Source organism: Streptomyces sp. NPDC006476 (genome assembly GCF_040612015.1).
GTDB classification, from domain to species: Bacteria; Actinomycetota; Actinomycetes; order Streptomycetales; family Streptomycetaceae; genus Streptomyces; species Streptomyces griseorubiginosus_B.
Genome location: NZ_JBEXPK010000004.1, coordinates 124,407 through 146,098 on the forward strand (window position 1 = coordinate 124,407; position 21,692 = coordinate 146,098).

The following is a 21,692-nucleotide window of genomic DNA, read 5'->3' on the forward strand; positions in this document are numbered from 1 at the left end:
GGGCCTAACTGATGTCCGTGGTCGACCGCCAGGAGTGGGACGTCGTCGTGGTCGGCGCCGGGGGCGCGGGCCTCCGGGCCGCCATCGAGGCGCGCGAGCGAGGCGCCCGTACGGCAGTCATCTGCAAGTCGCTGTTCGGCAAGGCGCACACCGTGATGGCCGAGGGCGGCATCGCGGCGGCCATGGCCAACGTCAACGCGCACGACAACTGGCAGGTCCACTTCCGCGACACCATGCGCGGCGGCAAGTTCCTCAACCAGTGGCGGATGGCGGAGCTGCACGCCCAGGAGGCCCCGGACCGGGTGTGGGAGCTGGAGACCTGGGGTGCCCTCTTCGACCGTACGAAGGAAGGGAAGATCTCCCAGCGCAACTTCGGCGGCCACGAGTACCCGCGCCTGGCGCACGTCGGCGACCGTACGGGCCTGGAGCTGATCCGCACCCTCCAGCAGAAGATCGTCTCCCTGCAGCAGGAGGACCACCGCGAGACCGGGGACTACGAGTCGCGGCTGAAGGTCTTCCAGGAGTGCACGGTCACCCGGATCCTCAAGGACGGCTCACGGGTCTCCGGAGTCTTCGCCTACGAGCGCGAGACCGGCCGTTTCTTCGTCCTGGAGGCGCCCGCCGTCGTCATCGCCACCGGTGGCATCGGCAAGTCCTTCAAGGTCACGTCGAACTCGTGGGAGTACACGGGCGACGGCCACGCGCTGGCCCTGCTCGCCGGAGCGCCCCTGCTGAACATGGAGTTCGTGCAGTTCCACCCGACGGGCATGGTCTGGCCGCCGTCGGTGAAGGGCATCCTCGTCACCGAGTCGGTCCGCGGCGACGGCGGGGTGCTCAGGAACTCCGAGGGCAAGCGGTTCATGTTCGACTACGTCCCCGACGTCTTCAAGGAGAAGTACGCCGAGTCGGAGGAGGAGGGCGACCGCTGGTACGAGGACCCGGACAACAACCGGCGTCCGCCCGAGCTGCTCCCGCGTGACGAGGTCGCCCGCGCGATCAACTCCGAGGTGAAGGCGGGCCGGGGCTCCCCGCACGGCGGTGTCTTCCTGGACGTGTCGACCCGGATGCCCGCCGAGGTCATCCGGCGCCGGCTGCCCTCCATGTACCACCAGTTCAAGGAGCTGGCGGACGTCGACATCACGGCGGAGGCGATGGAGGTCGGGCCGACCTGCCATTACGTGATGGGCGGCATCGCGGTCGAGTCGGACTCGGCGGCGGCCCGCGGGGTGCCCGGACTGTTCGCGGCCGGCGAGGTCGCCGGCGGCATGCACGGCTCCAACCGTCTCGGCGGCAACTCCCTCTCCGACCTCCTGGTCTTCGGGCGCCGGGCCGGCTGGCACGCGGCCGAGTACGCGACCGGCCTCACGGAGAACCGCCCGCCCGTGGACGACGGCCAGGTGGACACGGCCGCGGCGGAGGCCCTGCGCCCCTTCTCCGCCGAGGGCCCGGCCCCCGGCGAGGACGACGGACGCCCGCCGGAGAATCCGTACACCCTGCACCAGGAACTCCAGCAGACCATGAACGACCTGGTGGGCATCATCCGCCGCGAGGGCGAGATGGAGCAGGCCCTGCAGAAGCTGGCGGATCTGCGGGTACGGGCCCGCCGCGCCGGCGTCGAGGGCCACCGTCAGTTCAACCCCGGCTGGCACCTCGCGCTGGACCTCAGGAACATGCTGCTGGTCAGCGAGTGCGTGGCCCGGGCCGCGCTGGAGCGCACCGAGTCGCGCGGCGGCCACACCCGGGAGGACTTCCCGTCGATGGACCGCAAGTGGCGCAACGTGAACCTGCTGTGCCGGCTGACCGACCCCACGGGCGGGCTCGCGGCCACGGACCCCGTCCGCGGTCAGATCGACCTCACCCGCGAGAGCACCGAACCCATCCGCTCCGACCTGCTCGCCCTCTTCGACAAGGAAGAGCTGGTCAAGTACCTCGCCGAAGAGGAGCTGTACGAGTGAGCAGCTACGAGGCCCGCTTCAAGGTGTGGCGGGGCGACGTCAAGGGCGGCGGCCTGGAGGACTTCGCCGTCGAGGTCAACGACGGCGAGGTGGTGCTCGACATCATCCACCGCCTCCAGGCCACCCAGGCCCCCGACCTTGCGGTCCGCTGGAACTGCAAGGCGGGCAAGTGCGGTTCGTGCTCCGCGGAGATCAACGGCCGCCCACGCCTGATGTGCATGACCCGTATGTCGGTGTTCACGCGGGAGGAGACGATCACGGTCACGCCGCTGCGGGCCTTCCCGGTCGTCCGCGATCTCGTCACGAACGTCGGCTTCAACTACCAGAAGGCACGCGAGGTCCCGGCCTTCGTGCCGCCCGCGGACCTCGGTCCCGGCGAGTACCGCATGATGCAGGAGGACGTGGACCGCTCGCAGGAGTTCCGCAAGTGCATCGAGTGCTTCCTGTGCCAGGACACCTGCCATGTCGTGCGTGACCACGAGGAGAACAAGCCGGCGTTCGCCGGCCCCCGCTTCCTGATGCGGGTCGCCGAACTGGACATGCATCCGCTGGACGCGGCCGCCGACACCGGCCTGGACCGCAAGAAGACCGCTCAGGACGAACACGGCCTCGGCTACTGCAACATCACCAAGTGCTGCACGGAGGTCTGCCCCGAGGGCATCAAGATCACCGACAACGCACTGATCCCGCTGAAGGAACGGGCCGTCGACCGCAAGTACGACCCGCTGGTGTGGCTGGGGTCGAAGATCAGGAGGCGTTCCTCAGCAGGCTGAGCGCCCGCAACAGGTTGCCCTCCGCGATCGCCCGCATCGGCTCCGGTTCCGGGAAGTCGCCCTGGAGGAGGGTCAACGGGCCCGCGACCAGGCTCAGGTGCATGGCCAGGCGGTACAGACGCATCCGGTCGGGGTCCAGGTCCGGGACGCGCAGGGCGTCGTAGTGCGGGCCGAAGCGGATCTCCAGGAACACGTGCTCGTGCTCCACGTCGAAGTAGAGCAGGCCTTCGATGTCGATGAGCGCCGGGTGACCGTCGGCGGTGAGCAGCACGTGGTCCGGGCCGAGTTCGCCGTGGATGAGGGTGTGGGGACGGGTTCGTGGCCGGACCTCGGCGGCCAACGTCCTTACTCTGTCGGCGAGTTCGTCGCGGGCGGCCGCCACGCGGGGTTCGAGCGCGGCGGCCTGCTCGATGGAGCGCAGGGCGCCCTCGGTGACCCGCTGCTCGCACGAATCCCCGTAGGAAAAGCCGCCGTTGTCGACCAAGGCCACCTTGCCGAAGGCCGGGGCGTCCTGGGCGTGCAGCGTCGCGAGCAGCTCGGCGAGGCGTTCCATGAGGGCGGGCGCCGCGTGCGGATCCCGCTCCAGCGCCTCCTCCAGGCTGCCGCCGGTGACGTCCTCGACGATCGCCGCGTCGGCCGGGAGGTGGGTGTGCGTGGCGTCGACGTGGAACAGGCGGGGCGTGCGGACGCCGGCGGCGGTGAGCCGGTCGTGGGCCGCGGTGAACAGGTCGAGGCCGGTGCCGTGGGAGAAGGGGTCGCGGAGGTCGGAGGGGCCCGCGTCCCAGTAGTCCTCGTCGGCCGACCAGAGGTAGGCGACGGCGGTCGTGCCGTCGTCGAGGGCGAGACGGTAGACGCCCTTCTTGCTGCCGCCGCGCAGCCGGCGCACGGCGGTGAGCGTGCGGCCCGGGCCGAGGGCGGCACGGGCGAGTGGGGCGAGGTCGGCGGGGGTGGCGTGCTGACGTGTGGCGCTCACCGGCCCGAGTCTCCCCCGTACACCCCGGCCCCGGCCTCCTCTTTTCCTGCCGCTGCCCCTTCCGCCCCCTGGCCGCACCCCGCTCGCGCCCCCGCATCACCACCCATACGCTCCGAAATGTGACGCCATCCTTGATCCGGGGCCGGCCGCGGCGGGCCACCTCCCACATACGCGCCCGGGTGACGTACACCCTGATCGGCGCGCTGGTCGGGGTGGTGTGGCTGGTGCTGCCGAGGGCGACGGTGCCCGAGACGCACGCGGCCGCCGTGGGCGCGTCGGCGAGCACGGACGAGACGTCGACCGCCGACCTGGTGCTGCCGCTGGTCGCGGGGGGCGCGGCCCTCGTGCTGGCCGTGTACGGGTACGTACGGCGGACCCGACGGGCACGGACCCGGACGACACCGGCGGCCGCCGCCGCCATGACGCCGGATACTTCCCCCCTCGCCGAACTCGACGAACTCGACGAACGGGCGCGGCAGTTGCTGGTCGAGGCCGACGACGCCGTACGCACCCGTCGCGAGGAACTCGATTTCCTTCGGGCCCGGATCGGTCCGGAGGCCGCGGAGCCCCACGCGCAGGGCCTGCGGGACGCCGAGGCCGAACTGGCGGCCGCCTTCCGGATACGGCAGCAGTACGAGGACGGCGTACCCGAGGACGAGACCTCCCGTCGGCACACGCTCACCGGGATCGTCGGCCGGTGTCAGGAGGCGCGGCGGCGGCTGGAGGGGTTCGATCGCGGGGACCTGGCAGAGGCGCTGGAGTTCGCCGAGACCCGCTTCCGTGACCTGACCGCCCGCACCGGAGCCACCGAGACGACCCTGACCCGCCTCGCCGAGCGCTACGGACCCACGGCGACCGGCCCGGTCACCGGGTACGTCGAACAGGCCAAGGACCGCCTGGTGATCGCCACCACCCACCTCAACCAGGTCCGTCAGTCGATGGACCAGGACGACGAGGAGAGCGCGGTACGGCATCTGCGGGCCGCCGAGACCTCCACAGCCCGGGCCGACGCCCTGCTCACCGCCGTCGACCGGCTCGCCTCCGACCTGTCGGCCGCCGAGAGCCTCCTCCCGGCCGCCCTGACCGGCGCGGAGGCGGAACTCACGGGAGTGAGCGAGCGCGCCGACGCCGACCGCGTGCTGGCCGCCGCGAGGGAAGAGGTGACGGCACGGCCGTACGACCCCCTGGACGCCCTTCGTCGCGTGGTGGGGGCGACCGTGCCGCTCGGGGCGGGCCGGGACGGTGTGCTGTCGGCAGCGGCCCTCCTGGTCGCCCGGAACGCCGTCGCCACCGCCGACACCCACATCACGGTGCGCCGGGAGTTCGTGGGCAGCACCGCGCGCACCCGTGTCGCGGAGGCACGCCGGCTGCTGCTCACCGATCCCTGGTCGGCCGCCGTCCGGGCCGACCAGTCGATGCAGAGCCCCTAGAACAGGCTCAGCAACGCCTCCGCGGGGTCCGTCAGGCCCGTCTCCCCGTCCGGGAGGGGCAGTTCGAACCACACCGTCTTGCCGCGCGGTGTCCGCCGGGAGCCCCACGCGGCGCTGAGCAGGCCGACCAGTTGCAGTCCGCGGCCGCCCTCGTCCGTGTCCCGGGCGCGTCGGCGCCGTGGCTGGACCAGCCCGGAGTCCCAGACCTCGCACACCAGCGTGCGGTCCAGCAGCAGACGGAGCCTGATCTCGCCCTCGCCGTAGCGCAGGGCGTTCGTCACCAGCTCGCTGACCAGCAGTTCGGTGGTGTCAACCAGCGGCTCCAGGTCCCACGACAGCAGCTGTCCGCGGGCGTACTCCCGCGCCCGGCCCACGCTCCGCGGCTCCCGCGGCAGCGTCCAGTCGCCGACCGAGTCGGCGGGCAGCCCCTGCACCCGGGCCATCAGCAGCGCGATGTCGTCCTCGCCGTGGTGGGTGTCGAGGGTGTTCAGGACGTGGTCGCAGACGTCCTCCAGCGGCCTGCTGGGGTCCGTCAGCGCGCCCACGAAGGCCTGCAGGCCCTCGTCCAGCGGATGGTCGCGGCTTTCGACCAGTCCATCCGTGTAGAGCGCCAACAGAGCGCCTTCGGGTAGTTCGACCTCCACCTCCTCGAAGGGCTCCCCGCCGACGCCCAGCGGCATGCCCGGCGGCACGTCCAGCATCAGCGCGTCCTCGCCCGGTTCGACCAGCACCGGCGGCAGATGGCCGGCGTTGGCGAAGGTGCAGCGACGGGTGACGGAGTCGTAGACGGCGTACACGCAGGTCGCCAGGTACACCTCGGACAGGTCGGCCTCGCGGGGGCGGCGCGCGGCGCGGGTGGCCTGCTGGACACCGCCGGGGGCGCCGAGCCCGCGGGCGATCTCGTCCAACGCCGAGAGCACCTCGGCCGGTTCGAGGTCCAGCAGGGCCAGCGTCCGCACGGCGGAGCGCAGTTCGCCCATCGCGACGGCCGCCCGCAGACCGCGGCCCATGACGTCGCCCACCACCAACGCCGTGCGGTGCCCCGGCAGTTCGATCACGTCGAACCAGTCGCCGCCGACCTCGCTGGGCCGGTCGGAGGAGGAGTTGCCGGGCAGGTAGCGGCAGGCGATGTCCAGTCCGGAGGCGACCGGGTCACCGGGCGGGAGCAGCGAGCGTTGCAGTATCAACGCCCGTTCGTGCTCGCGCCGGTAGAGACGGGCGTTGTCGATGCAGACGGCGGCCCGGGCCGCGAGCTCCACCGCGAGGTCGCGGTCCCGGTCCCCGAACGGTTCGCTGCCCTTCGTACGGGCGAACTGCGCCAGTCCCACCACGGTGTCGTGCGCGACCATCGGCACGGCCAGCGTGGACTGGACGACCCCGCCGTCCTCCGCGGGCACGAGCTGGGTGCGGGCGGTGCGCAGGGCGTCCGCACAGGGCGAGTTGAACGGGTAGTGGTGGACGGCGCCCACGGCGACCGGCGCGCCGCCGCCGACGAACGGGGCGTCGGAGACCGCACTGGCGAAGGCGACCCGGCGCAGCTGCGCGCTGCCGTCGGCGAGCCCGGGCGGGGTCTCGTCACCGGCCAGCAGGCCCTGGTAGAGGTCGACCGTCGCGAGGTCGCAGAAGCCGGGGACGACCACGTCGAGGAGTTCGCGGGCCGTGGTCTCCAGGTCGAGGGAGTTGCCGATGCGGGCACCCGCCTCGTTCAGCAGGGCGAGATTGCGCCGTGCGGCGGCCGCTTCGCGGGCGGCGGCGCGGCGGGCGGTGATGTCGGTTCCGAGCCAGGCGATGCCGATGGGGCGGCCCGATCCGCTGTGCACGCGGTAGAGGTTGATGGACCAGTGGCGGCGCTCGTCGGAGCCCGGCAGGAAGCCCGTGACGTGCATGTCCGTGATGGAGTCACCGGTCTCGAGGACCCGGCGCAGAGTCGCCGAGACCCGCTCGGCCTCGGGCCGGGGCAGATAGTCGTGGACGCCCTTGCCGCGGTGGTCGTCGGGGGTGCCGCCGAACAGCGAGGCGAACCGCTGGTTGGCCCGCCGCACCCGCAGATCGGTGTCGATCAGCAGGAACCCGAACGGAGATTGACCGAAAATCGCCTGCGACGCGGCAAGGTCGGTCTCGATGCTGCGCAGAGTGCGCACGTCGACGACGATGCAGACGGCACCCCGGCGGGCGTCCTCGGTCTGCGTCGGCATGACGTAGACCTCGGCGAGCCCCTGCCCGCCCGCGTCCTCCTCGGCGGTCGCGGGCACCCGGAACGGCACCACGCCGGTCCACTCCCGCCCGTCGAGGATCTCGGCCATCTTCCGCTGCCCCTGCTCGCGCAGGTCGGGGTCGATGAAGGCCTCGATGGGGTCCATGCCGACGGCCCGCTCCGCGGCGATGCCGAAGAGCTGCTCGGCGCGCAGGCTCCACTGGTCCACCAGGCCGTCGGGGCCGATCGAGAAGGACGCGACCTTGATGTAGTCGTAGATCGAGCCGGGCGGGCTGCTCTGCCACATCGCGTCACCGGGCGGTGTCCCGTCGAAGGAGGACAGCCCCGTGCCACCCGTCGCCCGGCCCGTGCCGTCCGCCGCGGCGGCTGCCGCGGCCTCCGCCCTCGCGCCGTCCGACGGGTCCTCGGACTCCGTGGCCTTCGCTGGTATCTCGCTCACGCGAACCGTCCCCTCCAGCTCACCGCGTCCGGTACCGGTCACCGGGGGCGGCTGCCCGCAGTATCCAGCACTACGGCGCCGCACAACACGGTGTTCACGATCACAGCACGGTCCCGGCGGTTTTCGGTCCCGGCTGTGAGAACACTTCCAGTCTTCTAACCAGCGGACACGCCGTCGAATCACACCCGTCCGTGGCTTGTGCCGACGCGCGCCCGAGTTCTACAGAGCGGGGGCCGCCGTACAGCCTCCGCCGTCTCACTTCGGCACGGCGAGCTCGAACCACACCGTCTTTCCCGCCGCGCCGGGCCGGGTACCCCAGCGGCGGGAGGAATGGGCCACCAGCTGCAGTCCTCGGCCCCCTTCGTCCTCGAGGTGGGCGACGCGTTCGCGGGGCGGGTCGGGAAGCGGGTCGGAGACCTCGACCAGCAGCACGGCGGGGAGGCGGGGCGAGCGGACCAGACGGACACCGATGGGGCCGGTGGCGTGTCTCAGGGAGTTGGTCACCAGCTCGCTGACCAGCAGGGCGGCGAGGTCACCGAGGACGTCCAGGCGCCAGGTGTGGAGCTGGCCGCGGACCGCGGTGCGGGCGGTTCTCACGGCGTCCGGTTCCGCGGGAAAGGACCACTCGGCGCAGTCGCCTTCGGTGTCGATCACGCCGATCACTTCCCGGGCCAGGAGCTCGCCCCACGCATGTCCGGTTTCGTGGGGTTAATGGGCACATACCCGATATCCAGGGGGCAGTACCGTCCAGGGGGGCGCACTGTGGCACGAACGGCGTACAGAGGGGGTCGAGTACGTCTGTCGAGTATGTCTACGGACTCGGCTCCAGCACCTTGCGGACCGCTTCCACGTCCTGGTCCAGCCAGTCCACGTCCCAGGTCTCGTCCGGGGACAGCCAGCGCAGTTCGTCATGGTCCTGGAGCGGCTTGGGAGCGGGGGACCCCGGCAGGAGGCGGGCCGTCCAGACCTGGAGGACGTACGGCGGCCTCAGCGGCCACTCCCCCGGTACGCGCCGCACGGCCTCCGCGTCCACGCCCAGTTCCTCGCGCAGTTCGCGCACCAGGGCCGCCTCGGGGGTCTCCCCCGCCTCCACCTTGCCGCCCGGCAGTTCCCAGCGGCCGGCGAGCTCGGGTGGGGCGCTGCGGCGGGCGGCGAGGAGGCGGCCGTCGTCGAGGAGGGCGGCTCCCACCACCACGATCCGTTCACTCATGGGCGGGAGCCTACGGGAGTCAGTTGACCGCGCCGCCCTGGCCGTTCTGACCGATGCGCTCGACCCAGTAGAGCTGCTTGTGGCCGCGGTCGTCGAGGCTGTCGGCGATCTTCTGGGCCTCCGCCCGGGTCGCGTACCGGCCCACGCGGTAGCGATTGCCGTTGTCGTCCTGCCGTATGACGAGCCAGGGAAGAGTGATCGTGCCGTCGTTCATCGCGCCCCACCGCCCCCGCCCTCTAAGGAAACCGCAATCCGCATATGCCCGAGCCTACGCCTTACCTTCACGCAGCGAATACGGCTTTTCACAAAGAGGTACGCAACCGGCCAGATCGAGGGGGGCGCGCGAAAAGGAACGCGCCGCCTCCGGGCGTGCGCGCATCCACTTGGCGACATGCCAGAGGCACCTGCGACGACCTGCGAGAACGTCCGGATTTCAGCGACGGAGGGACGGGTTCCGGGGGGCGGTCGTCGCGGCTCCGGGCATGGTTGCCGGGGGTAACCGCCGTGAAGGTGTGCGCTATTTCACCGGGAGGTGGTACGCGACCCGGTAGCGGTCGGCCGGGATGACGACGTCGGCGGTCTCCACGGGGCGGCCCGAGGCGTAGAAGGTGCGCTGCACGACGATGACGACATGGCCCGGGACGCCGCCCAGGGCGAGCAGTTCCTCCGCGAGGCCGGGGCGGGCACCGACCTCCTCGGTGACGTTGTCCACGATCACGTCGATCGCCGCCATGCGCTCGACGACACCCATGCCGCCCAGCGGCCCCTCCTCGGGGAGCATCACAGGCGTGCGCCCGGTGACCGCAAGGGGCTCCCAGGAGGTGGAGAGCATCATCGCCTCGCCGGCCTCCCGGAACACGTACCGCGTGCACATCACGCGGTCGCCGGGCCTGATGCACAGGCGCTCGGCGACGGCGCCGCTCGCCTCGGTCTGCTCGCTGCTGGACTCCCAGGTGCCGCGCGCGTCGGCGTCCGCCTGCTCCTGACGGAAGGGGGTGGCCCCGCCGGCCGGGCGGAAGCCGGAGCGGGCGACACTGCGGGGCACCGGCCGCTCGCGCACATACGTCCCCGAGCCCGAGCGGCCCTCGACCAGACCCTCGGCCATCAGCACCTTGCGCGCCTCCAGTGCCACGGTGTCCGAGACGCCGTACTCCTGGCGGATTCTGGCCTGGGACGGGAGGCGGGTGTGCGGTGGCAGCGATCCGTTGACGATCTTCTGGCGGAGATCACCCGCGACGCGCAGGTACGCCGGCTGCTCACCGAAAGTCACTGGCCGCTCCCATCAGGTTGTACAGACAGCAACAGCGTGGCAACCGTGGGTTCCGCCATGCAAGCAAAGGCCAGAGAATCACTCGATGTGGTGACATGCGGCCCCTGAAGCCTTTACGCAGGCACTTTCTCCCCGCTATGGCCGCCGTCACACCTCGACATCGGAACCTCCTCCGCCGCCGCCCTCCGGGGCGCCCGGATCGTCCGTCGCGGGCGGGGTCGTGGCGAGGCCCAGAGCCTTGCGGGCGGTGACCGAGCGGCGCGGGGACTCCTCCACCGTGATCGGGCCGTAGGCGGCGTAGAAGCCGTCCGCGTCGGTGGCCGCGGCGACCTGTGCCCACTGCTTGCCCAGGGAGTCCACCTCCTTGGCGACGGCGGAGACCGGGCTCTTCGCGTCCGTCGGCCACACGTGCTGCCGGAGCAGTCCGGCCTCCTTGGTGAACGCGTCCGACACCCGCCCCGCCCATGCCGTGTTGGCCCGCAGGTCCTCCCCGGGGCTGACGGCGGGCTGACCGTCGAGGGCCACGTTGCCGAGGTTGACGGCCCGCAGGTAGGCGAGCTGATGGGCGTTCAGCGACCGGCCGTCGTTGCGCAGTGAGCCGGTGAGACCAGCCGTCTCGTCGGTGTTGCCGAACACGCAGGTGACGTCGCGGTCGCCGAGCCGCCAGCTCTGCCGGGTCGGCGTCAGGTAGTACACGTCCACGTCGACGGGTACGGCCCAGGCGTCCATGGCGTAGGTGTAGCGCAGCGCGTAGCACCGGGTCTCGGCGACCTGGCTGACCTTGGCGTCCCCGGGGAAGGACGGGTATCCGCCCATCGTGAACGCGGCGAAGACCTCACCGTCGTGCCTGCCTTTGCACGGCACCTTGTCGACGTCGTAGGTGAAGCCCTCCAGGGAGCCGCCGGGCACGTCGAAGCACTCCCCCTTGGCCAGGCTGTAGGCACTGCCGTTGTCCTTCGCGGCGTCCTTGAAGCCGTCCCAGAAATCGGACACGCCACCCGTGGCCAGCGTCAGCACCCACAGGGCGATCCCGAGCGAGGACAGCACGGAGCCCGTCACGGCCATCCCCCTGCCCCGCTCCCCCGTCCGCCGGATCTGCCCCAGCGCGATCAGCCCCAGCAGCAGCCCGGCGGCCGGAACGCAGCACAGGATGCCGAGCACGAGAGAGGCGACGGCGAGCCCGTTGACCGGCGCGGGCCGGTTGTACGGGCTGTATCCCTGCCCCCAGGGCTGGTACGGGTACGGCTGGGCGTGCGGCCCCTGCGCGCCGTACGGCCCCTGCGGGTACGGCGGCTGCCCGTACGGCGGCTGCGGGAACTGGCCCTGCGGGTAAGGCCCTTGCGGCTCCTGCGGCTGCGGGGGCACAGGGGGCGGGGGTATGGACACGGGTACCGTGCTCCTGTTTCGGGGCGGCGCCGGGGGTGCGCTTGGGGGCGGGCGAGGCGTACGCGCCGACGTGCTGCGCCGGCGTACCTGCCTGGGCGCATGGTAAGCGTGAGGTGAGCGGGGGTGGAACGGTGGCCGCCCCGCGTCACTCAGCCTTCTCGACCGCCAGCCTGCGCTGTTCCTCCTCCACGATGCGCCGGGCGATGGTGGCGTCCGATATGTCGACCGCGTCCGGGGTGGCGTCGGCGGTGTCGCTGCGGCGGGCGTAGGCGTCGAAGAGGCGGTCCTTGTTCTCGAGGATGCGCAGCAGGCGTTCGTCCACGCTGTCCGTCGCGAGCAGGCGGTGCACTTGGACCGGACGGACCTGGCCCATGCGGTGGGCGCGGGCCACGGCCTGGTGCTCCAGGGTCGGTTTGACCTGCGGCTCGCACAGGACGACGACGGACGCGGCCTGGAGGTTGAGGCCGACGCCGCCGGCCTCGATCTGTGCGAGCAGCACGGCGTGCCCGTCGGCGGCCGTGAAGTCGTCGACCAGGCGCTGGCGGCGGGCGGCCGGGACACCGCCCGATATCGGCCCGAACGTGTCCTCGCCGAGCGCCTGTTGAACGGCGGCCAGGACGTCCCGGAAGTACGAGAAGACGACCACTTTCAGACCGTTGGCCGCCGCTTCGGCGACCAGTTCGCCCAGCCGCTGGAGCTTCGCGGACTTCTCCGGGTCGGCATAGGCGGCCCGGCGCATGGCCATGAAGTTCCCCGCGGCGACGGCCGTGCGGTACGCGTCCTGGTCGGCGGCGCTGAACTCCTCCCACTCGTCGGTCTGCAGCAGCGCGGGCAGTTCGGTGAGGACGTCCTGCTGGTTGCGCCGCAGATAGGCGGGCGCGACGGATCTGCGGAAGACATGCGGGCCGGCCACCGCGTGGCTGTCGTGGATCTCGGGCACGAGGTCGGGCTGGAGGTAGCGGACCAGGGTGCGGAACTCCTCGACGCGGTTCTCCATCGGTGTGCCCGTGAGGAACAGGACACGGTCGCAGGCCCGCGTCCAGGCGGCGATGGAGCGGGCGCGGCGGGTGTCGGGGTTCTTGACGTAGTGCGCCTCGTCGACGACGAGCATCCCGGGAACGCTGCCGTCGCGGGCCGTGCCGCCGGGAGCGGCCCTTTCGGGTGCCGGCAGGGTGTGCAGGAGGTCGAAGGTGGTGAGAGCGACGCCGCCGCGCTCACGCCACTCGGCGTACGCGTCCTGCCGGTCGGGGCCGTGCACGGGCACGGCGCGCAGGGTGCTGCGGGAGCGGATCTCCCGGGTCCAGTTGATCAGCACGCTCGCCGGGGACACCACCAGGAAGTGGGTCTGCCCCTGGGCCGCGAGATGGGCGAGGGCGGCGATCGCCTGGACCGTCTTGCCGAGGCCCATCTCGTCGCCGAGGACGACCCGGCGCTGGGCGAGGGCGAAGCGGGCGCCGAAGGACTGGTAGCCGCGCAGCGAGACCCGGCGGTGGGTGTCGTCGAGCGGCTGGGCGTGCACGCGCCGGGCCACCTCCGAGGGCAGGAAGCCCTCGGCGGCCGCCTCGTCCGTACGGTGCTCGGAGACCTCGGCGAGCTGGCTGTAGTACTCGGCGGAGCGCAGCTCGAAGTCGACCCAGGCCTCGATGTCGGACGCCGGGCCGCGCAGCAGGTCGGTGGACGCCTGGGCCAGTTGGAGGGGGGTGCCCTTCGCGTCCGCGTCGGCCACCAGCTCGCTCAGCCGCGCCGTCGCCGCGAGGGCGGCCTCCTTGCGGCGGCGTCCGGCGAGGGCGAGACGGAGGCGGCCGGTGGCGGGACGGGCCGCGGGCAGCAGTTCGCGCAGGACGCCGTCGAGCTGTGCGGCGGTGTCCACGGCCCTGCGCAGCTCCGGGCCGGCCTCGACGAGGCGGTGCAGGGCGACGACGAGGGCGGTGGTCCGGGGTTCGGGGTGGTCCACGTCGATGCGGACCGACACGGTCTCCTCGACCGCCCGCGCGATCTGCCCAGCGGCGGCGAGGGCCTGGTCGGCGGTCTGGGCGCCGACGCCGGGGATCTGCCGCAGCTGGAAGCGTCCGGCCTCGTACACCGACCGCACCGTGGTGAACCCGGCCGCCTCCACGGCCGCGAGCCGCAGCCGGCCCTCGGTGGCGTCCTTGAGACGGGCGACGGGGATCGACTCCAGCTCCTTGGCGACCAGTTCGTCCCGCAGCGGGGCGAGCGCGGAGCGGACCGCTTCGAGGGCGCGGGCGTGGTCCTCGAGGACGGTCCGGGCGGCGTCGTACAGCCGTGTGCCCCGCGCGCACACCTCCCGCGCCCGCCGCCCCACCGGCGCGGTGCGCGCCTCCCCCACGTCCACCATGCCGCCCCTCGCCCGCCGTCCTGCCCGGTACGCACATCTTGGCACCGGGGACCGACAACGGGGCGGCCTGTGGACAACGGGTGCTCAGTCCCCGAACCCCGTCCGCCGGGTCAGCTTCTCCCAGGCCGTGACGTCCTCGCGCACCTGGTCCAGGTGGCCCAGGACCGCGCTCACCCCGTCGTCGCCGAGGGGCAGGCGCAGGGGCGTGCGGTCCGACTCCAGGGCGCGCAGGACGAGCGCGGCCGCCTTGGCCGGGTCGCCGGCGTGCTCGTCGAAGCCGGCGTCGACCATCGCGCGCGTACTGCCCACCGTGGCGTAGGCGCCGCCGTCGGCGCTGGCCCGTGTGCCGGCGTAGAGCGAGGTCCGGAAGGCGCCCGGCTCGACGATCAGCACCTTGACGCCGAACTCGGCGGCCTCACCCGCGAGCGCCTCGGACATGCCCTCCAGGGCGAACTTGGTGCCGCTGTACGCCGAGAAGCCGGGGAAGGACATCTGCCCGCCCATGCTGCTCATCTGCACGACGGCCCCCGAGCGCCGCTCCCGCATGGACGGCAGCACGGCCCGCACGAGCGCAGCGGGCCCGAACACGTGCACGTCGAACAGATCGCGCAGTTCGTCGTCCGTGGTCTCCTCGAAGGCACCGACGTGCCCCCGGCCCGCGTTGTTGACCAGCACGTCGATCCGTCCGTGCCGTGCGATCACGTCCCGTACGGCCGGCTCGGCGGCGGAGACGTCGGCGACGTCGAGCCGCAGCGCCTCCACCTGGTCGGGGTGCGCGGCGACGAGGTCGTCGAGGCCCTCGGGCCGCCGCGCGGCGCCCACCACCACGTCGCCGTCGGCGACCGCCGCCTCCGCGAGGGCCCGCCCGAGTCCGCTGCTCGCACCGGTGATCAACCACACCTTGTTCATGACACCTCTCCTGAATCGGTCCACGTCCAGGCTGCTCCCGGCGCCCACGGCCCGTCCAAGACCTACGCTGACAACCGATGGTTATGACGACGGACGTCCATGTTCGCGACCTGCGCTACTTCGTCACGGTCGCCGAGGAACTGCACTTCACCCGCGCGGCAGAACGGCTGTACGTCTCCCAGCCCGCCCTGAGCAAGCAGATCCGGGCGCTGGAGCGGCAGTTGGGGGTGCAGCTGCTGCGCCGGGACCGGCAGGGTGTGGAGCTGACCCCGGCCGGCGCGGAACTGCTTCCGTATGCCCGGAGGGTGATCGAGGCGTGGGCGGAGGGCGCGTCGGCGATGCAGGAGGCGCGGACCGCGCTGCGCAGCACGCTGGTCGTCGGGATGAGCACCAGCCCCGGCCGTGGCGGTCTGCTCCCGGCGATCCGCTCCCGCTTCACGGCGGCGCACCCCGGGGCCACGGTCCGGCTGCGTCAGGTCAGTTGGGAGGATCCGACGGCGGGGCTCGCGGACGGCGAGGCGGACGTGGCGTTCGTCTGGCTGCCCCTGCCCGACCAGGAGCGGTACGCCTGGACGGTGGTCGCCGAGGAGCCCCGCCTGGTCGCTCTCCCCGACACGCACCCCCTCGCCGCCCGCCCCGAGATCGACTTCGCGGACCTCGCCGAGGAGCCCTTCCTCGCCCTGCCGCCCAGCGCGGGCCCCCTGCGCGACTACTGGCTGGCGCTCGAGGAACGCGGCGGCCGCCCGCCCCGGGTGGGCGCGGAGATCGCCAGCGCGGAGGAGACGTACGAGGCCCTGGTCGCCGGCCTGGGCGTGTGCCTGGTGGCCACGGGCAACGTCCCGCTGGTCACCATGGGCGGTGTGGTGACGCGTCCAGTGGCCGGACTGGGGCCGAGCCGCTATGTGCTGGCGTGGCGCCGGGAGGACCGGCGGGCACTGGTGGCGGGCTACGTCGAGGCGTGCCGGCAGGTGGCGCGGGGCGGCTGAGCCGCCGGTCGCCGGTCAGGCGGCGCGCTCGATCTGCCGGAGGACGGACGGGTCCGTGATCCCGGCGTCACCGGCCAGCAGCAACGCCTTGCTGAGGACGATCGAGAGCCGGTCGTCCTCGAACGGCAGGAACACCTTCCCGTCGCCCTTGTCACGAGCGGGGACGACGCACAGATAGGCGCCGTCCGGATCCATCAGGACGTTGGCCGAGCCGAGATGGATCCGGTACGTGCGCAGGTCGCCGCGGACGACGAGGAAACGGCCGTCGAGCGAGCAGCGGTCGGCGATCCTCAGGCGCGGCAGGATCCGCTCCAGGGCGTCCCGGCGGGCCTCGGCGCTCGCGGTCAGCTCGCCGAAGCCGGCCCGCTCCCAGTAGGCACGCACCGGCCCCCCGTCGGTCCACTCCGGGTCGGCGGCCACGGAGGTGACGCCGACGAAGAGATCCACATCGCGCATCGCCTCGCTGAACACCAGCGGCGGAACGTCGACGAGCGGCGCCTCCCGCCAGGCGGCGCCGTCCCTGCGGGCGAACCGCACCTGATCGGTCGCGGCCAGCTGCTCCTCGCCCGCGGCATCGGCCAGGGCGTGGAAGAAGCGGATCTGCCACTCGCCGCCGGCCAGGGTCCGCACGGCCACGTCCTGTTCCCCGCCGTCCCAGGGGCCGAGCAGGTCGCTCTTCCAGCCCCGCGCGCGGAACAGCGCGAACAGCCGCCGGTAGTGGACGAGATGGGCCGCGAAACGGTTCGAGTAGAGGCGGGTCTCCTCCTCGGCCGGGGTGAGGAGATAGATCTCCCGGAACGCCTGCTTGAACGGCTGCCTGAGCCGACGTTCCGTCAGCAGGTCCCGCCAGGCGCGCACCTCCTCGGGCGTGGCGCGGATCGGGTGCCACAGCCGTACGGCGGCGTCCTCCGGCGCATCGGGCAGGTCGCCGGTCTCGGGCAGGACGGCCCGCCAGGTGCCCGGCGCGATTTCGACCTCCCAGATCAGCCGGCGCACGACGGACCGGGCGAGCGGATGCCCGGCCAGCTCGGCCCGCCACCAGCCGTAGGAGTGCACGGCGTCCACCGTGTAGCCGCCCTCCAACGCACGCACGAGCGTGGCCAGTTGGACGCCCACGCGCTTCACCAGCTCGCGCGTCTCCTTGACCAGCCCGGCGTGGTCGCGACGGACGGGAGCGGGCAGCGAGCGCAGGGGGCGGCCGTCCTTCTCCCAGGTCAGGGTGGCGGTGGTGCCCTCGACGGTGACGACGACGGCGTACTCCTCGCCCGCCTCCCGGCGCAGCACCCCGTCGGCGCCGAAGCCGAGGGCCGGCATCCGTAGCGCCACGTCGGTGCGCTCGGCGAGGGCCGCGTCGACGTGCTTGAGCATTTTGTCGAGCTGCTTGGGCACGCCCGCGTGCCGGACGACGGCGCGCACCTGGCGTATCGCGGTCACCAGCTCGGGCGTCGGGAAGTCCCGTGCGGCCCGGACCAGTTCGTACAGCAGCGCCTGGGAGGGGAGGGTTCTCGCGGCGGTCGGGGCGAGGGCGATGCCGGGGAGGAGCCGGTCGAGGAGGGCGGGCAGCCAGGGCTCGTCGCGCAGCAGGGCGATGCGGGCGGCCCGGCCGAGTGCGGCGACCTCCCCGTCGGTGAACGCCTTGTCCGCCCGGTAGGGGATCTCGCCGGCCCGGACGGCGTCGGTCCGGTCGGCCGCCGTCTCCAGCGCGCGGCGGGCGAACGCGGCATAGGCGGGGTTCTCGGCGGCGCCGCGCCACGCGTCCGTGTCGGGCGGCGGCGAGCCGTACCTGTCCTGCCGGGCGAGTTCGGACAGCCGTGCCTGTCCGGCCGCGTCGAGGCCGGCGACGACGGCGATCTCGTCGCCGACGACGGGACCCGCGTCCCGGGCGAACCGCTCCACGACCGCGCGCAGGGTCTCCTCGCCCAGGAGACGGGCCATCACGACCAACACGAACGGCTGGTGCACGGCGTCCTTCGCCAGCCGCAACCCGACCAGGGCTCGGACATGTTCGGAGACATCCGGCAGCGGGCCGGTGCAGTGCTCCAGCGCGTCCACGCCCCGCTCCAGGTCCGCCCAGCTCCCCTCCTCGCTCTGAGCGACGAGCACGTCGAACATCCGACGGCACGCCTCGGGCGTGTAGCGCGGCCGACGGCCCCTCGCGGCCCTCTCGACGGCGGCCGCGAGGCCCGTCAACTCCTGCGACGCCGTGAGAGGCACGGCGTAGACCTCCGGAAGGAGGCTGCCGAGCTCCTCGTCGGAGAGCCGCGCCAGCTCGTCGTACGAAACCTCGACCGGGACCCCCGGTCCGGTCAGCGCGCGCATGAGCGTGTCGTGAAGCATGCCCGGGATGATGGCAGCCACCACTGACAGTCGGTCCGCGTCCCGGTGCGGGGACCGCTCACACGTTGAACCGGAACGCCCACCGCAACGCTCTCACCTGTGGAAACGAGCTTCTGAGACGCTCTCGTGGCCCGGACCTCGCCGAGTCGCTACGGTTTAGCCATGACCGCACTGCCCGACTGGATGCGCCCCCCGCGCGAGGAAGGCTGGTTCGCGGAGGACCTGGACCGCCTCCCCGAGGCACCCCGCCACACCGAGCTGATCGACGGAGCCCTCGTCTTCGTGATGTCGCCCCAGCGGTGGTGGCATGGCCACCTCGTCACCATGCTCACTGTCGCCCTCATGGAACAGGCGCCCAGCGATGTCAGCGTCGGCCGCGAGATGACCATAAAGCTCGACGAGCGAAACCGGCCCGAGCCCGATCTGCTCTTGACGACGGCCCCCTACGACGGCGACCGAACCTGGTTCGCACCCGATGAGGTGCGACTCGTCATCGAGGTCGTCTCACCCGAGTCCGCGCACCGAGACCGCACGGTCAGGCTCCGCAAGTACGCGGAGGCCGGCATCCCGCACTACTGGTGCATCGAGGACGAGGACGGCGCCCCCGTCGTCCACGTCTATGAACTCGACAAACCGACTGGCGCCTACGCGCCCGCCGGCATCTTCCGGGGCACCCTGAAGCGGCCTGTGCCGTACGAGATCAGCCTGGATCTCGACAAGCTCACCCCGCCGAGGAGCAAGTAGGAGTCAGCACCACGTCAGCACGGGAACGCAGATGGGCCCGGACTCACAGAGCCCGGCCCCATCTGACCTGCACGTGTGACGAACCGTTTAGCTCACGGCAACGACCACTCACACGTTGAAGCGGAACTCGACCACGTCCCCGTCCTGCATCACGTAGTCCTTGCCCTCCATCCGCGCCTTCCCCTTCGCGCGGGCCTCGGTGACCGAGCCGGTCTCCACCAGGTCGTCGAAGGAGATGACCTCCGCCTTGATGAAGCCCTTCTGGAAGTCGGTGTGGATGACGCCGGCGGCCTCGGGGGCGGTGGCGCCCTTCTTGATGGTCCAGGCGCGGGATTCCTTCGGGCCGGCCGTGAGGTAGGTCTGCAGGCCGAGGGTGTCGAAGCCGACACGGGCCAGGGTCGCGAGGCCGGGCTCGTCCTGGCCGACGGACTGGAGCAGCTCCAGCGCCTCCTCCTCGTCGAGCTCGGCGAGGTCCGACTCCAGCTTGGCGTTGAGGAAGATCGCCTCGGCGGGGGCGACCAGGGCGCGCTGCTCGTTCTTGAAGTCCTCGTCGACCAGTTCGTCCTCGTCGACGTTGAAGACGTACAGGAAGGGCTTGGTCGTCAGCAGGTGCAGGTCGTGCAGAGGCTCCGCGCGCTCGCTGCCCTGGACGATGCCGTGCGCGAAGAGCGTGTCGCCCTTCTCCAGGATCTCCTTGGCCTCCTCGACGGCCTTCACCTTCGGCGCGATGTCCTTCTTGATCCGCGACTCCTTCTGCAGGCGCGGCAGGACCTTCTCGATGGTCTGGAGGTCGGCGAGGATCAGCTCGGTGTTGATCGTCTCGATGTCGTCCTTGGGCGAGACCTTGCCGTCGACGTGGACGACGTTCTCGTCCTTGAAGGCGCGGATGACCTGGCAGATCGCGTCGGACTCACGGATGTTGGCGAGGAACTTGTTGCCCAGGCCCTCGCCCTCGGAGGCGCCGCGCACGATGCCCGCGATGTCGACGAAGTCGACGGTCGCCGGCAGGACGCGCTGCGAGGAGAAGATTTCGGCCAGTTTGGTGAGCCGCGCGTCGGGGACGCCGACCACGCCCACGTTCGGCTCGATCGTGGCGAACGGGTAGTTGGCCGCGAGCACGTCGTTCTTGGTCAGGGCGTTGAACAGGGTCGACTTGCCGACATTCGGCAGACCGACGATTCCGATCGTGAGCGACACGTTGCGACTTCCCGTACGTGAGAGGAGGGGACTGGAGGGGCTGGGCCGATCCCCCAGTCTACGGCGTGCCCGCCCCCGCTCCGGCGACCGATCGAACGCATGGCCAAGCTCTGCCCTCCGGCGTGTCCGAGACGCGATTCGGCACATAAACCGACCTAGGTTGGTCGTGTGGAGCAACACAGGACGCGACCCCCGCACGACGGAACGCGACGCGGCACGCCCCCGCTGCCCCCACAGGCGGCGCAGGGCGGGGCCGCCGAGGCCGGCGCCCGTCCCGCGCAGCAACGTCCGGCCGCCCGTCCGGCGTCGCGGCAGCCGGGTCCGCTGCCGGACGAGGCGGTGCGGCGGCTGCCGAACCCGCGGCTGACCGGGCTGGGCGGCGGTCTGTTCAGCGGGACGGCGATGCTCGTGCTGGGCTGCCTGGACGCGTTGCTCTTCGGGTCGTCGACGGCCTTCTACGGCGTGCTGTTCCTGCCGGTGTGCCTGCTGACGGCGATCTGGGTGCGCAGGAACGACCTGGTGAGCGCCCCCGTCGTCGTACCGATCGCCTTCGCCGTGGGCCTGCTGCCGATCGCCGACGACGGTGGCGGCGGGCTGCTGGGCCGCCTGATGGGCCTGGTGACGGCGCTCGCCACGCAGGCCTTGTGGCTGTACGGGGGGACGCTGGTCGCGGGAGTCGTCGTCACCGTGCGCAAGATCGCCCTACGGCGCCGGCAGGCGCTGAGGTATCGGAACGACCCGTTCCGCTAGCCGTCCGTCGCCGCGTGCATCGCCGCGCCCACGATGCCCGCGTTGTTCTGCAGCTGGGCCGGGACGATCTCCGCCGCGATGCCCTCGATGTGCGGCAGGAACTTCTGCGCCTTGCGGCTGACGCCGCCGCCGATGATGAACAGGTCGGGCGAGAAGAGCATCTCGACGTGGGCGAGGTACTTCTGGACGCGGTGCGCCCAGTGTTCCCAGGAGAGTTCCTCGTCGTCCTTGGCCTTGCTGGAGGCGCGCTTCTCCGCGTCGTGGCCGTGCAGTTCGAGGTGGCCGAGCTCGCTGTTGGGGACGAGGATCCCGTCGACGAACAGGGCGCTGCCGATGCCGGTGCCGAAGGTCAGCAGGATGACCACGCCCTTGCGGTCCTTGCCGGCGCCGAAGTGCATCTCGGCGACGCCCGCCGCGTCCGCGTCGTTGACCACCGTCACCGGGAGGCCGCCGAGGCGCTCGCTGAACAACGCGCGCGCGTCCGTGTCGACCCAGCTCTTGTCGACGTTCGCGGCCGTACGGATGTGGGAGCCGTCCGTGACCACGCCCGGGAAGGTCAGGCCCACCGGGCCGGTCCACCCGAACTGGTCGACGACCAGCTTGACCCCGTCGGCCACGCTGTCGGGTGTCGAAGGGTGCGGGGTGAGCACCTTGAACCGCTCCTGGGCCAGGTCGCCCCTGTCGAGATCAACAGGGGCGCCCTTGATCCCGGATCCGCCGATGTCAACGCCGAAGATCTGCATGGCCCTACGTTACGACGGA

The 21,692-nt window shown here is 71.9% G+C and carries 18 protein-coding genes; 6 read left to right on the forward strand and 12 right to left on the reverse strand.

Annotation, left to right across the window (positions count from 1 at the left end):
- The first annotated feature begins 11 nt into the window (after positions 1-11).
- Positions 12-1,955, forward strand: a complete 1,944-nt coding sequence (locus ABZZ74_RS06310; RefSeq protein WP_356762153.1) for a fumarate reductase/succinate dehydrogenase flavoprotein subunit — start codon at positions 12-14, stop codon at positions 1,953-1,955.
- Entirely contained in the window at positions 1,952-2,728 is a 777-nt protein-coding gene (locus tag ABZZ74_RS06315; RefSeq protein WP_133044436.1) for a succinate dehydrogenase/fumarate reductase iron-sulfur subunit, read from the forward strand. Before ABZZ74_RS06310 ends, ABZZ74_RS06315 begins: the two co-directional genes overlap by 4 nt.
- Here the strand turns inward: ABZZ74_RS06315 and ABZZ74_RS06320 are convergent.
- A complete protein-coding gene (locus tag ABZZ74_RS06320) occupies positions 2,703-3,701 on the reverse strand; it encodes an aminoglycoside phosphotransferase family protein (protein WP_356762154.1) in 999 nt (332 codons plus the stop codon). The two genes, ABZZ74_RS06315 and ABZZ74_RS06320, sit on opposite strands and share 26 nt — an antisense overlap.
- A 119-nt stretch (positions 3,702-3,820) precedes the next feature.
- On the opposite strand from ABZZ74_RS06320, the gene ABZZ74_RS06325 reads away from it, so the two are divergent.
- The gene (locus tag ABZZ74_RS06325) at positions 3,821-5,131 is read left to right on the forward strand and encodes a hypothetical protein (protein ID WP_356762155.1); all 1,311 of its coding nucleotides are present in this window, start codon (positions 3,821-3,823) and stop codon (positions 5,129-5,131) included.
- Here ABZZ74_RS06325 and ABZZ74_RS06330 read toward each other — a convergent pair.
- The 8 genes from ABZZ74_RS06330 to ABZZ74_RS06365 all read right to left on the reverse strand — a co-directional run bounded on the left by ABZZ74_RS06330 (position 5,128) and on the right by ABZZ74_RS06365 (position 14,916).
- The gene (locus tag ABZZ74_RS06330; protein WP_356762156.1) at positions 5,128-7,785 is read right to left on the reverse strand and encodes a SpoIIE family protein phosphatase; all 2,658 of its coding nucleotides are present in this window, start codon (positions 7,783-7,785) and stop codon (positions 5,128-5,130) included. The genes ABZZ74_RS06325 and ABZZ74_RS06330 overlap by 4 nt on opposite strands.
- A gap of 255 nt (positions 7,786-8,040) precedes the next feature.
- Positions 8,041-8,448: an ATP-binding protein gene (locus ABZZ74_RS06335; RefSeq protein ID WP_356762157.1), complete on the reverse strand. Its 408-nt coding sequence runs from the start codon at positions 8,446-8,448 to the stop codon at positions 8,041-8,043.
- A 148-nt stretch (positions 8,449-8,596) separates the two neighbouring features.
- A complete protein-coding gene (locus ABZZ74_RS06340) occupies positions 8,597-8,995 on the reverse strand; it encodes a (deoxy)nucleoside triphosphate pyrophosphohydrolase (RefSeq protein ID WP_356762158.1) in 399 nt (132 codons plus the stop codon).
- 19 nt (positions 8,996-9,014) lie between these two features.
- Positions 9,015-9,209, reverse strand: a complete 195-nt coding sequence (locus ABZZ74_RS06345; RefSeq protein ID WP_208785890.1) for an SPOR domain-containing protein — start codon at positions 9,207-9,209, stop codon at positions 9,015-9,017.
- 303 nt (positions 9,210-9,512) lie between these two features.
- Entirely contained in the window at positions 9,513-10,265 is a 753-nt protein-coding gene (locus ABZZ74_RS06350) for a GntR family transcriptional regulator (protein WP_356762159.1), read from the reverse strand.
- 147 nt (positions 10,266-10,412) lie between these two features.
- Complete coding sequence (locus ABZZ74_RS06355; RefSeq protein WP_356762160.1) at positions 10,413-11,651, reverse strand: DUF4190 domain-containing protein; 1,239 nt, start codon at positions 11,649-11,651, stop codon at positions 10,413-10,415.
- Between the two features lie 145 nt (positions 11,652-11,796).
- On the reverse strand, positions 11,797-14,007 hold the full coding sequence (locus ABZZ74_RS06360; protein WP_356762161.1) for a DEAD/DEAH box helicase: 2,211 nt from the start codon (positions 14,005-14,007) through the stop codon (positions 11,797-11,799).
- A gap of 84 nt (positions 14,008-14,091) precedes the next feature.
- Complete coding sequence (locus tag ABZZ74_RS06365) at positions 14,092-14,916, reverse strand: oxidoreductase (protein WP_356762162.1); 825 nt, start codon at positions 14,914-14,916, stop codon at positions 14,092-14,094.
- 77 nt (positions 14,917-14,993) lie between these two features.
- Between ABZZ74_RS06365 and ABZZ74_RS06370 the strand changes: the two genes are divergently transcribed.
- The gene (locus ABZZ74_RS06370) at positions 14,994-15,902 is read left to right on the forward strand and encodes a LysR family transcriptional regulator (protein WP_356762163.1); all 909 of its coding nucleotides are present in this window, start codon (positions 14,994-14,996) and stop codon (positions 15,900-15,902) included.
- Between the two features lie 15 nt (positions 15,903-15,917).
- Here ABZZ74_RS06370 and ABZZ74_RS06375 read toward each other — a convergent pair whose 3' ends face one another.
- Positions 15,918-18,239 (reverse strand): DUF4132 domain-containing protein, encoded by a 2,322-nt coding sequence (locus ABZZ74_RS06375; RefSeq protein ID WP_356762164.1) that lies wholly within the window; start codon positions 18,237-18,239, stop codon positions 15,918-15,920.
- Between the two features lie 162 nt (positions 18,240-18,401).
- Between ABZZ74_RS06375 and ABZZ74_RS06380 the strand changes: the two genes are divergently transcribed.
- Positions 18,402-18,983: a Uma2 family endonuclease gene (locus ABZZ74_RS06380; RefSeq protein ID WP_356762165.1), complete on the forward strand. Its 582-nt coding sequence runs from the start codon at positions 18,402-18,404 to the stop codon at positions 18,981-18,983.
- Positions 18,984-19,091: 108 nt separating this feature from the next.
- Here ABZZ74_RS06380 and ychF read toward each other — a convergent pair whose 3' ends face one another.
- The gene (gene ychF / locus ABZZ74_RS06385; RefSeq protein ID WP_356762166.1) at positions 19,092-20,180 is read right to left on the reverse strand and encodes a redox-regulated ATPase YchF; all 1,089 of its coding nucleotides are present in this window, start codon (positions 20,178-20,180) and stop codon (positions 19,092-19,094) included.
- 168 nt (positions 20,181-20,348) lie between these two features.
- Between ychF and ABZZ74_RS06390 the strand changes: the two genes are divergently transcribed.
- Complete coding sequence (locus ABZZ74_RS06390; protein WP_356762167.1) at positions 20,349-20,930, forward strand: DUF6542 domain-containing protein; 582 nt, start codon at positions 20,349-20,351, stop codon at positions 20,928-20,930.
- Here the strand turns inward: ABZZ74_RS06390 and ppgK are convergent.
- On the reverse strand, positions 20,927-21,673 hold the full coding sequence (gene ppgK, locus ABZZ74_RS06395) for a polyphosphate--glucose phosphotransferase (protein WP_356762168.1): 747 nt from the start codon (positions 21,671-21,673) through the stop codon (positions 20,927-20,929). The genes ABZZ74_RS06390 and ppgK overlap by 4 nt on opposite strands.
- Between the last annotated feature and the right edge of the window lie 19 nt (positions 21,674-21,692).